This is a genomic window from Sphingomonas psychrolutea (assembly GCF_014636175.1).
Classification (GTDB): Bacteria; Pseudomonadota; Alphaproteobacteria; order Sphingomonadales; family Sphingomonadaceae; genus Sphingomonas; species Sphingomonas psychrolutea.
The window spans coordinates 1-12,341 of the sequence record NZ_BMDW01000023.1 but is presented as its reverse complement, the minus strand read 5'-3'; the positions used below and the strand labels follow the sequence as shown (position 1 = coordinate 12,341).

General features: G+C 65.6%; 13 protein-coding genes. 7 read left to right on the top strand and 6 right to left on the bottom strand.

What is annotated here, in order from left to right; translation table 11 throughout:
- Nucleotides 1-4: 4 nt before the first annotated feature.
- Genes IEV62_RS15345 through IEV62_RS15335 form a run of 3 tightly spaced genes read right to left on the bottom strand, consistent with a single transcriptional unit; the run spans nucleotide 5 to nucleotide 1,400 of the window.
- The gene (locus IEV62_RS15345) at nucleotides 5-340 is read right to left on the bottom strand and encodes a Rossmann fold domain-containing protein (RefSeq protein WP_188449031.1); all 336 of its coding nucleotides are present in this window, start codon (nucleotides 338-340) and stop codon (nucleotides 5-7) included.
- Nucleotides 337-708 (bottom strand): dihydroneopterin aldolase, encoded by a 372-nt coding sequence (locus tag IEV62_RS15340; RefSeq protein WP_188449030.1) that lies wholly within the window; start codon nucleotides 706-708, stop codon nucleotides 337-339. Before IEV62_RS15340 ends, IEV62_RS15345 begins: the two co-directional genes overlap by 4 nt.
- Before the next feature lie 59 nt (nucleotides 709-767).
- The gene (locus tag IEV62_RS15335; RefSeq protein WP_188449029.1) at nucleotides 768-1,400 is read right to left on the bottom strand and encodes a glutathione S-transferase family protein; all 633 of its coding nucleotides are present in this window, start codon (nucleotides 1,398-1,400) and stop codon (nucleotides 768-770) included.
- A 110-nt stretch (nucleotides 1,401-1,510) separates the two neighbouring features.
- Here IEV62_RS15335 and IEV62_RS15330 point away from each other — a divergent pair, with 110 nt between their 5' ends.
- From IEV62_RS15330 to IEV62_RS15315, 4 genes are read left to right on the top strand one after another with little or no spacing between them, the layout of a single operon-like run.
- Complete coding sequence (locus tag IEV62_RS15330; protein ID WP_188449117.1) at nucleotides 1,511-2,023, top strand: GNAT family N-acetyltransferase; 513 nt, start codon at nucleotides 1,511-1,513, stop codon at nucleotides 2,021-2,023.
- Nucleotides 2,024-2,059: 36 nt separating this feature from the next.
- The gene (locus IEV62_RS15325; RefSeq protein ID WP_188449027.1) at nucleotides 2,060-2,641 is read left to right on the top strand and encodes a DUF1285 domain-containing protein; all 582 of its coding nucleotides are present in this window, start codon (nucleotides 2,060-2,062) and stop codon (nucleotides 2,639-2,641) included.
- On the top strand, nucleotides 2,638-3,237 hold the full coding sequence (locus IEV62_RS15320; RefSeq protein ID WP_188449025.1) for a CoA pyrophosphatase: 600 nt from the start codon (nucleotides 2,638-2,640) through the stop codon (nucleotides 3,235-3,237). The genes IEV62_RS15325 and IEV62_RS15320 overlap by 4 nt, the downstream gene beginning before the upstream one ends.
- Entirely contained in the window at nucleotides 3,225-4,439 is a 1,215-nt protein-coding gene (locus IEV62_RS15315; RefSeq protein ID WP_188449023.1) for a CCA tRNA nucleotidyltransferase, read from the top strand. Before IEV62_RS15320 ends, IEV62_RS15315 begins: the two co-directional genes overlap by 13 nt.
- Here the strand turns inward: IEV62_RS15315 and IEV62_RS15310 are convergent.
- The 3 genes from IEV62_RS15310 to gcvA all read right to left on the bottom strand — a co-directional run bounded on the left by IEV62_RS15310 (nucleotide 4,409) and on the right by gcvA (nucleotide 9,442).
- Nucleotides 4,409-6,148: a putative bifunctional diguanylate cyclase/phosphodiesterase gene (locus IEV62_RS15310; protein WP_188449021.1), complete on the bottom strand. Its 1,740-nt coding sequence runs from the start codon at nucleotides 6,146-6,148 to the stop codon at nucleotides 4,409-4,411. The two genes, IEV62_RS15315 and IEV62_RS15310, sit on opposite strands and share 31 nt — an antisense overlap.
- Nucleotides 6,149-6,244: 96 nt before the next feature.
- The gene (parC, locus tag IEV62_RS15305) at nucleotides 6,245-8,491 is read right to left on the bottom strand and encodes a DNA topoisomerase IV subunit A (RefSeq protein ID WP_188449019.1); all 2,247 of its coding nucleotides are present in this window, start codon (nucleotides 8,489-8,491) and stop codon (nucleotides 6,245-6,247) included.
- 33 nt (nucleotides 8,492-8,524) lie between these two features.
- Entirely contained in the window at nucleotides 8,525-9,442 is a 918-nt protein-coding gene (gcvA, locus tag IEV62_RS15300; RefSeq protein WP_229733249.1) for a transcriptional regulator GcvA, read from the bottom strand.
- Between the two features lie 115 nt (nucleotides 9,443-9,557).
- Here gcvA and IEV62_RS15295 point away from each other — a divergent pair, with 115 nt between their 5' ends.
- From IEV62_RS15295 to kynU, 3 genes are all read left to right on the top strand, one after another.
- Entirely contained in the window at nucleotides 9,558-9,911 is a 354-nt protein-coding gene (locus tag IEV62_RS15295) for a UrcA family protein (protein ID WP_188449018.1), read from the top strand.
- A gap of 59 nt (nucleotides 9,912-9,970) precedes the next feature.
- Nucleotides 9,971-10,897, top strand: a complete 927-nt coding sequence (locus tag IEV62_RS15290) for an alpha/beta hydrolase (RefSeq protein WP_229733247.1) — start codon at nucleotides 9,971-9,973, stop codon at nucleotides 10,895-10,897.
- Between the two features lie 130 nt (nucleotides 10,898-11,027).
- Nucleotides 11,028-12,242, top strand: coding sequence for a kynureninase (kynU, locus tag IEV62_RS15285; RefSeq protein ID WP_188449016.1), 1,215 nt, complete (start codon nucleotides 11,028-11,030; stop codon nucleotides 12,240-12,242).
- The last annotated feature ends 99 nt before the right edge of the window (nucleotides 12,243-12,341 follow it).

Here is a 12,341-nt window from a genome sequence, read left to right as displayed (position 1 = left end):
CTCGTTACCGCGGCGTAACCTGCACGATTTGGCCCGTCGTCGATTCGGCGGATGCCAGGAAAAGTGCTGCGGCCACGACGTCATCGACTTCAGCACCTGTGCGCACATCAAGCGCGACAATCCGCACATGCGGCGCGCAATCGACCGCCAGGACGCCGACGGCGGCCAGCAGCATGCTTCTGTCCAAAATCGGAACGGTCGGTGCGAGCACCACCAGCACCAGCGCATGATCAACCGCCGCGGCACCGATCAGCGGCAGATCGGCAACATCGTCAACGAGGATCACCGCCGTCCCGTCGCCCGGCGTTTCTGCCAGCGCGCCCGTCAGCGCATCCTTCAACGGCGGTTCCGCACCAGTGTGATGCCGATCGCTTCACCCGCCTCGGCGATCGCCAGCTTAACGATCGTGACCTCAACGCGCGTCACGCGCATGTCCTGCAAGAACAGCGTCTCGCAAATGTGATCGGCGACCGCCTCGACCAGCTTGAAATGCACGCCCGCCGGCAAGGCGGTGGTCGCGGCGTGTTTCAAGTCGAGATAATTCTTCGATTCAGCAAGCGGCGTGTCGGGGTCGAATCGCGCCGGCACAGCGAGATCGACCGTCAGCGAAATCCGCAGCGGCTGCGGCAGATGCGTCTCTTCCGAATAAATGCCGGTCAGCACCAGCACTTCGAGGTCGTGTACGTTCAGAGTCAATCGGTCGGTCAAGGCAAGCCTTCCATCGGTATGGGCGCGCGCCATAGCAGATGTGGCCGGAAGGGGAACCGTCAGGCCGTCGAACTCGTCCGCGCCGCCGCGGCGTCGTACCAGCGCAAAAGGTTGGCCTGCCCCGCTGGCACCGCCAGCTTGGCCGCCTTGGCAAAATCAAGCGTGACGAGCGCGGAGATGTCGGCGAAACTGTAGGCATCGGTTGCGATCCAGGTGCGTCCGGCCAAATGCTTGTCGAGCGCAGCGGTGAACGCACCCCATAAAATCGCACCGCGCTCGGCCAGTTCGGGGATTTGCGGGACGGCTGGCCATTTGCCCGCGACACCACGATCGCGAAAGGCATCGCGCTGATTGCGCAGGACGTACACGACGGCGGCATAGCCTTCCTGCTCGATCCGACGCGTCCAGGATTCGATCCGCGCGATATCCAGCGCCGTTTCCCCGAACAGCGGCGAGGGCGGATGCAACGCCTCGAAATAGCGACAGATCGCCGACGATTCGCAGATGACCTCGCCCGAATCGAGCTCGAGCGCGGGCACTGCGCCGCGCGGGTTGACCCGCAAATAGGCGTCGCCCAATTGCTCGTCGCTGCGCAGATCGACCATCACCCGCTCGATTTCGACCCCCTTTTCGGCAAGGTAGACCCGGACTCTGCGCGGGCTTGGAGCCCAGACGGCGTCATAGAGTTTCATGGCAACGTCCCATTCGGCTTGCGTTCACTAAGGCACAGGGTAAAGCGCGGCGCCCCACCGGTCTATGGGGCCGGTCGATGGGGCCGGTCCACGGCGTAAAGGAACACCGCGTGATCGAATTCGTGCCGATTGCCGCTATTGCCCCCGCCACGGTCGAGCAGGTGCTCGACCGTGCGTTCGGGGTCGATCGGCATCTGCGCACCGCGTATCGGATTCGCGCGGGGATGGTGCCGATCCCCAACCTTAGCTTTGCGGGCGTGGCGGATGGGGCGTTGGTCGGGACGATCCAATGCTGGCCGATTCGCTTCGAGGGGGATGATGGGTCCGACGTGCCGCTGGTGCAGCTCGGGCCCGTCGCGGTCGAGCCCGCCCGGCAGCAAGGCGGCATCGGACGTGCGCTCACCGCGCACGCCTTGGCCGCGGCCGTGGCGGCTGGGTTGGCCGATGCCCTTACCCTGATCGGCGATCCGGAATATTATGGGCGCTTCTTCGGCTTCGACGCGTCGCGCACCGCAGCGTGGCGTGTCCCCGGTCCGGTCGAACGCCACCGCTTGCTCGCACGCGGCACGGGCGTGCCGGGTGGCGCGGGCATGCTCGGGCCGAGAATTGCCGCGCTCGCCTGACTTTACCTCCCCTGTCGCCTGCCCTACCGCGAGCGGATGCCGATGGAGCCAATCCCCGATCTCGCCGCTTTGTCGCTCGCCGACATTGCGCGCCTTGCGCAAGAACGCAAATTGCCGCCGATCGAGCGCTGGAACCCCACGCATTGCGGCGATAGCGAAATGCGCATCGCGCGCGACGGGACCTGGTACCACCAAGGTTCGCCGATCGGGCGCGAGGCGATGGTGCGGCTGTTCGCGACGATCCTGCGGCGCGAGCCCGACGGATCCTATGTCCTCGTCACGCCGGTCGAGAAGCTGGATATCGTGGTCGAGGATGTCCCCTTCGTCGCGGTCGAGCTGAAAGCGAGCGCCACGGGCCGCGACAGCGTGCTGACCTTCCGGCTCAACACCGGCGATCTCGTCACCGCAGATGCCGCGCATCCGCTACGGTTCGAAGCGCGGGACGATGGTCCGCGCCCCTATCTCCACGTGCGCGGCGGGCTCGATGCGGTGGTTGGGCGCGCGGTCTATTACGAGCTGGCGCAGCGCGCGATCGATGGCGACGATATGCCCCCGGGCGTGTGGAGCGCAGGCCAGTTCTTCGTGATCGAGCCAACATCCACGGATGCCGCCGCATGACGCTGGTCGAACGGCTGCGCCATGCGCTCGCGACAGCGCATGATGGCGACACGGTGTTGCTCACCGGCGACCATGCCGATCTCGACGCGATCGTCACCCCGCTGGTGCAGGCGGCGGTGTTGATCCCGGTCACCGAGCGTGCCGAACCCGGGGTCATTCTGACGCGGCGCACCGATACGCTGTCGCGCCATGCCGGACAGGTCGCGTTTCCCGGCGGGCGGATCGATCCGGGCGATGCGAGCCCCTCCGCCGCTGCTCTGCGCGAGGCGGAGGAGGAAATCGCCCTGCCGCGCGATCGCGTGACGCTGGTCGGCGAGGCCGATCGCTATCGTACCGTCACCGGATTCGAAGTGACGCCGGTGATTGGTGTTGTCCCGCCTGATCTGGTGTTTACGCGTGCCGCTGCCGAAGTGGCCGAAGTCTTCGAAGTGCCGCTCGGCTTCCTGCTCGATTCGGGCAACCATATGGAAGCAAGCGTCGAATGGCAGGGCCGCAACCGGCATTATTACGAGATCATGTGGGGCGAGCATCGCATTTGGGGCGCCACGGCGGCGATGATCGTCAATCTCTCGCGGCGGCTGCGATGGAGCAGCTGATCCTGCCCGAGGCCGCGTGGCAGACGCGGCCCGGTCTGCGCGAAGTGTGCGACGTACTCGGCGCGCAGCGCGGCGAAGCGCGCTTCGTTGGCGGCGCGGTGCGCGATACATTGCTCGGCATCGATGTGTCCGACGTCGATCTGGCAACGCGGCACACGCCCGAGGATGTGCTCGATCGCTTGCGCGCGGCGCGGATCAAGGCGGTGCCGACCGGCATCGCGCACGGCACGATCACCGCGGTGCTGGGGGACGGCCATCCGGTCGAGATCACCACGCTGCGCAGCGACGTCGCGACCGACGGACGCCACGCAACGGTCGCCTTCACCGACGATTGGCGCGAGGATGCGGCACGGCGCGATTTCACGATGAACGCACTCTATGCCGATCCGGTCACCCGCGAAATCTTCGACTATTTCGATGGCCGCACCGATCTTGCGGCCGGCCGCGTGCGCTTCATCGGCGATCCGTTGCAGCGCATCGCCGAGGATCATTTGCGCATCCTGCGCTTCTTCCGCTTCCATGCGCGCTTCGGCGATGTGCCCGATGCGGAAGGGCTGGAAGCCTGTGCCGCGCGCGCGAACAATCTGATGGCGCTCTCGCGCGAACGGATTGCGGCGGAACTGCTTAAACTGCTGGTCGCCCCCGGCGCTGTGGCGACGCTGACGCTGATGGTCGAGCACGGCATTCTGCTGCCGGTGCTGCCCGAAATCGTGCCCGCCGGAATCGGAACCTTCGCGCGCGTTGCGGCGGGTGAGGCGGCGGCAGGGGTCGACTCCGATCCGATCCGCCGCCTTGCCGCGATCCTGCCGTGCGATGCGGCCATCGGCGAGGATGTCGCGGCGCGGCTGAAGCTGTCCACGCTCCAGCGCAAGCGCATCGTTTCGGCGCTGACCCCCGGCGTACCCCAACCTGAGGTGCTGGCATATCGACTCGGCACCGAGCGCGCGCTCGACCGATGGCTGCTCGCCCATCCCGACGATGCCGAAAATGCGCGCTTAATCCGCGATTGGGCCGCCCCGATTTTCCCGCTCAGCGGCGGTGCGATCGTCGCACGCGGGGTCGATAAGGGGCCGGACGTCGCGCGGTTGCTAAGAATGGTCGAGGATCGCTGGATCGCCGACGGTTTTCCCGATGCCGAACGCGCCGGCGGACTTGCCGACGAAGCGGTGGCTCAGTTCAAACGTTCCGCCAACATCGCATAGGCCGCGTCGGCTTCGAGCGGGCGGGCGTAAAGATACCCCTGGCCATAAGTGCAGCCGAGCGCCGCAAGCGTCTGCGCGAGTTCGTTGGTCTCGATCCCCTCAGCGGTGGTCTGCATGCCGAGCGCCTGAGCGAGCGACAGAATTGCGCGGACGATCGCGATCTTGTCGCGGTCTGACAGCATTCCCGTCACGAAGCTGCGGTCGATCTTGAGCACGTCGATCGGCAGCTTCTGCAGATAAGCGAGGTTGGAGTAACCGGTCCCGAAATCGTCCATCGCGATGGTCGTGCCGAGGTCTTTCAGCGCGTGCATGATCCCGGCAATGCGGTCGGGATCGGTGACGAGCGCGCTTTCGGTCAATTCGAGCGTGAAGCGCGATCCATCGAGGCCATGGGCGGCCAGCGCCGATTGCACCACTGGCGCGATTGCGTCGCGTTGCAGCTGGATGGCGGAGAGGTTGACCGCCAGCTTGGCACCGCAATCGCCACCGAGCCGCGCATCCCATTCAGCGAGCGTTGCCGCCGCCTCCTGGATCGCCCAGCGCCCGAGCGGGACGATCAGCCCCGATTCCTCGGCGACGGGGATGAAATCATTGGGTGAATGTTCGGTGCCATCCTCGCCGCGCCACCGCGCCAGCGATTCGAATGCAACCAATTGCCCGGTCGCAAGATCGACGATCGGTTGATAGGTCAATCGCATCTGCCCGCGTTCGATCGCGCGGCGCAAGGCGGTTTCCATGCCGAACTGTTCGCGCGCAATGTCGAACGCCTGGGTCTGATACGCCTCGGTCTTGCCGGTGCCCTTCGAGCGTTTGACCGCGAATTGCGCGTGCCGAATCAGCTCCTCGCTATCGTCGATCTCGGGCGCGCCGAAGGCGATACCGATCGAGCAGGCGACGCGAATTTCGAAATCGGAAAGGCGGAACGGCGTCGCCAGTGCGGCCTGGATGCGTCTGGCGACATTCTCGGCATCGCCCACCCCATCTTCGAGTGTCAGCAGGATGCCGAACTCGTCCCCCCCGGTCCGCGCGAGCACGTCCTGCGCGCGCAGCGCGCCCTTCAAACGCCGCGCGACGGTAATGAGCAACTCGTCCCCGGTCATCGATCCGAGACACGCGTTGACGCGGCTGAACCGGTCGAGATCGATCACCAGCACTGCATAGCGCGCGCGCAGTTCGGGATCGGCGAGCAGGGTCTCCAGGCGATCGCTGAATCCCGCGCGGTTGGGCAGGCCGGTCAAGCTGTCGGTCAGCATCTCGCGACGCAGATTATGCTCGGTGCGCAGTTCGGCGGTCTGATCGACCAGCACGAGCATACAGCGCCGCTCCGGATTGCGCGTCAATCGCGCGAGCGTGGCCTGAAAATGGCGACATTCGACTGCATCGCCATAGTCGACCTGAAACTCGGCGCGAAGCGAATCGCCCTGGATGAAGGCAATGATCCGGGCTTCGATCTGCGCGACAAGCGATCGGCGGCGCTCGCCGCCGCCCAAGCCGGCAATGTCATGCGCACGGTTGGCCGTGACGATCGCGACGAGCGGCTTTGCATCCGTCGCACTGCCGCTGTCCGTCAGCGCGACCAGCGCGGCAGGCACTGGCAACAAGTTGATCGCGCGCGATGCGATCATCACGGCGGCAGCGTGCGAATCAGCCCCGCTCAGCGCGTGCGCTGCGGTCGAGGAGGCCAAAGCAGGATGCGACTTGAGCGCCATTTCCTCTGCGATAGGCGCGATTCGTTAAAAACCCGCTCAACGCATCGTTTTCCCAGCGACTTGTGCCATTTGGTGCCGACAGCACCGAGCAGTTCGTCAAAAACGGTTGTCGCGCGGAAAGCCATTGGGCGGCATCCGCCCCGCTGCCCCGCGCGCTGCGCGCCACGGGCCAAGATCGGTCTCGGTTCGGGTCCGGCCGCTATCGCCCCCCATCGGCCAGCTCAGCCCCTGCGCGAACACGAAGGTCGTCGCGTCCGACAGGCCACCATCGCGGAACCGCATTAACTGCACCCCCTGCCCGCGCGACAGTTCGGCCAGCTCCGACAGCGGGAACACCAGCAAGCGCCGATTGTCGCCGATCGCGGCGACATAATCAGCCTCGTCTGCGACCGGGCGCACGATCTTGAGCTTCGCGCCGAGCTTGGGCGTGACGACGGTCTTGCCCTTGCGCGTCTCGGCCAGCACGTCGGCGCTGCGCACCAGAAAGCCGCGTCCGTCGCTGGCCGCGACGAGGAATTTCTCGGCGATGCTGGCGCGGAAAATCCCGACGATGCCACTATCGCCGTCGAGATCGATCATCAGCCGTACCGGCTCGCCAAATCCGCGCCCGCCCGGCAATTTGTCGGCACCCAGGGTGAAGAAGCGCCCGTTTTCGGCGGCGATCACGATCTTGTCGGTGGTCTGCGCGGTAAAATCGAACAGCGCGGCATCGCCATCCTTGAACTTCAGCGCCGCCAGTCCGACGGCATCGAGATGCCCCTTCATCGCGCGAATCCAGCCGCGTTGCGACAGGATCACGGTGATCGGTTCGCGCTCGATCATCGCATCGAGCGGGATGTCGCGCGCCGGGGCTGCCTCCGCCACCGTCGTGCGCCGTTTGCCGAGTTTGGTCTCGGGGCCGTAGCGCTCGCGTAGCTTCGCAAAGTCCTTCTTCAACCGCGTCCGCTGCCGCGCATCGCTGCCGAGCAGCGCGTCGAGCCCGGCGCGTTCGGCCTCCAGCCCCTCGCGCTCCTTGCGCAACTCCATCTCCTCGAGCCGCCTGAGCGAGCGCAAGCGCATATTGAGAATCGCTTCGGCCTGGCGATCGTTCAGCGCGAACTCAAGGATCATCACCGGCTTGGGCTCGTCCTCGGTGCGGATGATCTCGATCACGCGGTCGAGATTGAGATAGGCGACGATATAGCCATCGAGCAGCTCGATCCGGTCGGCGATCTTGGCGAGGCGATGCGCGGTGCGCCGCTGCAGCACGATGAACTGATGCGCGATCCATTCCGCCAGCGCCTGACGCAAGCTCATCACGCGCGGCGTGCGCTGCGCGTCGAGCACGTTGAGGTTGAGGCTGAAGCGCACCTCCAGATCGCTCATCCGGAACAAGCTTTCCATCAGCATGTCGGCGTCGACCGTACGGCTGCGCGGTTCGATCACGATGCGCACTTCGCTGTCCGATTCATCGCGAATATCGGCCAGAATCGGCAGTTTCTTGTCGTTAACGATGGCGGCGATCTGCTCGATCAACTTGCCCTTCTGGATACCATACGGAATTTCCGTGACGATCGCGTTCCACGTACCGCGGCCCAAATCCTCGATGTGCCAGCGCGCGCGTAAGCGGAAGCCGCCGCGTCCGGTGGCATAGGCCTCGGCAATTGCCACCGGACTGTCGACGACAAGCCCACCGGTCGGGAAATCGGGACCCTTGATATGCTCGAGCAGCGCGGCATCGCCGGCGTCGGGCTGGTCGATCAGCATGATCGCCGCGTCGAACAGTTCGGCCGCATTGTGCGGCGGGATGTTCGTGGCCATGCCGACCGCGATTCCCGCCGCACCATTTGCCAGCAGGTTGGGGAAGGCTCCGGGGAAGAGCTCGGGTTCCTGCTCTTCATTATTATAGGTCGGCTTGAAGCTGACGGCGTCTTCGTCGAGCCCCGCCATCAAATCCATTGCGACTTGCGTCAGCCGCGCCTCGGTATAGCGGAAGGCCGCGGCGTTATCGCCGTCGATATTGCCGAAATTCCCCTGCCCCTCGACCAAGGGATAGCGCACGGAAAAATCCTGCGCGAGGCGAACCATCGCGTCATAGACCGAGCTGTCGCCGTGCGGATGGTATTTGCCGATCACCTCACCGACGACGCGCGCCGATTTCTTGTACGGCGTGCTCGGGTCCATCCGCAGCTGCCGCATCGCCCACAGCAAGCGGCGGTGCACCGGCTTCATCCCGTCGCGCACATCGGGCAACGATCGCGCGGTGATCGTCGACAGCGCATAGACGAGATAGCGGTCGGATAGCGCGCTATCGAACGGCGCATCGACAATGGCGTTGAACGGATCGGTCAGGGCAGTCGGCATTCCGTGCGGTTAGCAGGCGGCGGGCGGGCGCGTCTATCCTCCCGCGCGCACACCGACCGGCTTCGGCAAGGCATTGCGCGCCACCTCCTCCACCAGCCAATCGCGAAATTGCCGAATCTTGGGCACGGTGCGCCGCCGCTCGGGATAGACCAGCCAACACCAGCTCCCGCGTTCGGAGACTTGATCGAACAGCCGGACAAGGCGACCTTGTGCGACATCGTGATGCCACAGGAACGGGGTCAGCAGCGCAACCCCCTGCCCCGCCATGGCGGCATGGCCCTCATTTGCCTCGGTATCGAGCCGGATCCCGGCGCGCGGCGCCTGTGCCGGCGCGGGGACGCCCGCCTCTTCCAGCCAGATCGTCCAGCGCCGCTTCTGCCGGTCGATCAGCGGCAGATCGATCAGATCATGCGGGGTCAGCGGGCCGTGTCGCGCCAGAAAATCCGGGCTGCACATCGGCGTGAAATCCATCGGGAACAGCCGGTGTGCGACAAGATCGGGCCACCCGCCTGCGCCCGATCGAATCGCGACATCGACTTCTTCCGAGGCGAAGGAGACCACCGCATCGGAGGTGTTCAGCCGTACCGCCATTGCCGGATGCTCCATCTGAAAGCCGCCCAGCCGCCACGCCAGCCAGCTGTTGGCGACGCTGTTGAAGGTGGAAATCGTCAGCACCGCGGCATCATCGGCGCGGACCGAGCCGAATGCCGCATCGATCGCATCGAACGCGCGCGTGATGTGCGGTGCCGCGCGGCTACCCGCCTCGGTCAGCACGATCCCGCGGCCCGAGCGCATGAACAACGGCGCGCCGAGTCGCTCCTCAAGCAGCTTCATCTGATAACTCACCGCCGCCTGCGTCATGCCGAGTTCTTCGGCGGCACGCGTGAAATTGCCGTGGCGCGCGGCGGCTTCGAACACCCGAACGGCGGCAAGGGGCGGGAGATTACGCACGCGCTTATATAAGCAAAGCTTGTGAATAATGCGAAACGATTTGTTGGCGAAACGACTTCGCCCGGCGCATTGCGGCAACGGCGCCAACCATTCCTCAGATGCAAGGATATGCCCCATGATAAAGGTACTGTTCGCCATCGCCGCGCTATCGGCGACCGCTCCGCTTGCCGCGTCCGAACGGGACACGCCGCAGGTGGCGCGTATTCACTATGCCGATCTCGACCTGACCGGCGAAGCCGGGAGAGCGGTGTTGGACCGGCGGATCAAAGTCGCCCTGCGCGACTTGTGTGACGAAGACCAGCAGCTTGGCCTCGCCAAACGGCTGGAGGAAATCCGCTGCCTGCGCGCCGCAACCGAGCAAGTCGCAGTGCAGCGCCGCCAGCTCCTTGCCAACGCCGAAACGCGGATCACCGCGCGCGAAACCGCGCGCGCCGACGGGGCACGCCAACCTACAAGCAGCGCTAATTAATTAACAAGCCTGACTTATAGATTTCAAACGATGGGCAAACGCCTGTTTGGCCAGCGGCGTTGATCGACTATGCAGGGACGATGTTTCGGTATGTCTCGATCGCGCTGCTGGCCTTGGCTGTCGGTATCCCTCCGTCCTCGGCCGCTGCGCCAGACGCTTTCACGCCGCTACGCTGGCCCGATTTGACCAAACGGGTACAGCCCAAACCGGACGCAACGATCGCCTACGGCCCGGATGCTCAGCAAAAGGTCGATGTCTGGCTACCCGCCAGCGCCGGCAAACACCCTATCGTGGTGATGGTGCATGGCGGATGCTGGACCACCAGCATCGCCGATCGCAGCCTGATGAACTGGATCGCCGATGATCTGCGGACGAGTGGGATCGCGGTTTGGAACATCGATTATCGCGGTGTCGATGTGCCCGGCGGCGGCTATCCGGGGACGTTCCTCGATACCGGTGCCGCAGCCGACGCGCTTAAGGCGCATGCGGCACAATACCATCTCGACACGAAGCGGATTGTCGCGGTCGGGCATTCGGCCGGGGGGCACCTCGCTTTGTGGCTGGCGGCGCGCCCGCGCATCGCGCGCAGCAGCCCGCTCCACGCCGCGCATCCGCTGAAAATCGCCCACGTCATCAGCCTCGGCGGTTTGCCCGATCTCGCGGCGACCGCCGCCAGCCCCGACAATGGCTGCGGCGTCGAGGTCGTGGCGCAACTCGTCGGCAAGCCCGGCGCGCGGCCGGATATCTATACCGATACGTCAGTCCCGCGCTTGCTGCCGCTCGGGGTGCCGCAGGATCTGGTCAACGGTGCTGAGGACAAGATCATCCCGCTGCGGCTCGGCAGCGGCTATGAAGCGCAAGCTAGGGCCAAGGGCGACCGCGTTGCGCTGCATGTGGTCGAGCGCACCGGCCATGTCGAACTGATCGCGCCGGAAAGCGCGGCCTGGGTCGCGACGAAACAGATTATTGTCAGGGCGTTGCGGTAATGTCGGCTTCTCCACCTTCGTCACCCCGGCCCTGTGCCGGGGTCCACCGTGCATCAGATGATCAGGCCGGGGAAAGCGCGGCCCGGTGGGCCCCGGCACAAGGCCGGGGTGACGGCGTGGGGCGTGGCGCATGACCCGCAACGAAGCCCGCGCCCGCGACGCCGCCGATCCGCTCCGCCCCTATCGCGACCGCTTCGCGCTCCCTGAGGGCGTGATCTATCTCGACGGCAATTCGCTCGGCCCGTTGCCCCGCGCCGCCGCGCCCGCGCTCAGCGATCTGGTCGAACGGCAATGGGGCGATCGGCTAATCCGCAGCTGGAACGAAGGCTGGATCGACGCGCCGCAGCGGATCGGCGGCAAGATCGCAGCGCTGATCGGCGCGCATGCGGACGAAGTAATCGTCGCCGATTCGACCTCGGTCAATTTGTTCAAGCTGCTGGTGGCCGCACTCCGCCACGATCCGGCGCGCCACACGATCGTCAGCGAAACCGGCAATTTCCCGACCGACCTCCACATTGCCGAAGGCGCAGTCGATTGCGTGCCCGGCGCACAACTCAACGCGGTGGCGCGCGACGAGCTGGACGGCGCGATCGACCAAGATACGGCCGTCACGCTGCTCACTCACGTCCATTACAAGACGGGTGAGCGCTACGATATGGCGCAGTGGACCGCTCGCGCACACGAATCCGGCGCATTGGCTCTGTGGGACCTAAGTCATAGCGTCGGCGCGGTTGCGGTCGATCTGAACGGCGCGGGGGCCGATCTCGCGGTCGGGTGCGGCTATAAGTACCTCAACGGCGGCCCGGGCGCGCCCGCCTTTCTGTTCGTTGCACGCGCCTTGCAGGATCGGCTCGCCAGCCCGCTCTCCGGCTGGATGGGCCACGCCGCCCCCTTCGCCTTTGCCGACGCATACGCCCCCGCCCCCGGCATGACGCGCTGGCTCGCCGGAACGCCGCCGATGCTGGCGATGGCCGGGCTGGAGGCTGGCGTCGATCTGTGGCTGGGCGTTGATCGCGACCACGTCGCAGCAAAAAGCGCGGCCTTGTTCGACCTGTTTGCGGCAATCGGCGCGCGGCTCGGTCTCGAATGCGTGTCCCCGGCAGACCCGGCGCAGCGCGGCAGTCATATCTCGTTCCGCCACCCGCACGCCTATGCGCTGTGTCAGGCGCTGATCGCGCGCGGCGTGATCGGCGATTTCCGCGATCCTGACATCCTGCGTTTTGGCCTGACGCCGCTCTATCTCGGTTATGAAGATGTTTGGCGCGCTGGCGAAATTCTCGGGGAGATTCTTGCGACCGCGGCCTATGCCGATCCGGCCTTCTCGAAACGGCACGCCGTCACCTAAGAGCCCGTCTTGAATCTCAAGCGTAACGAGCGAGGCGTCGGAGGATAACGAGGGCGGCGGCAGCGTAGAGGAAGGCTGTTGCGGAACGGATGGTGTTTT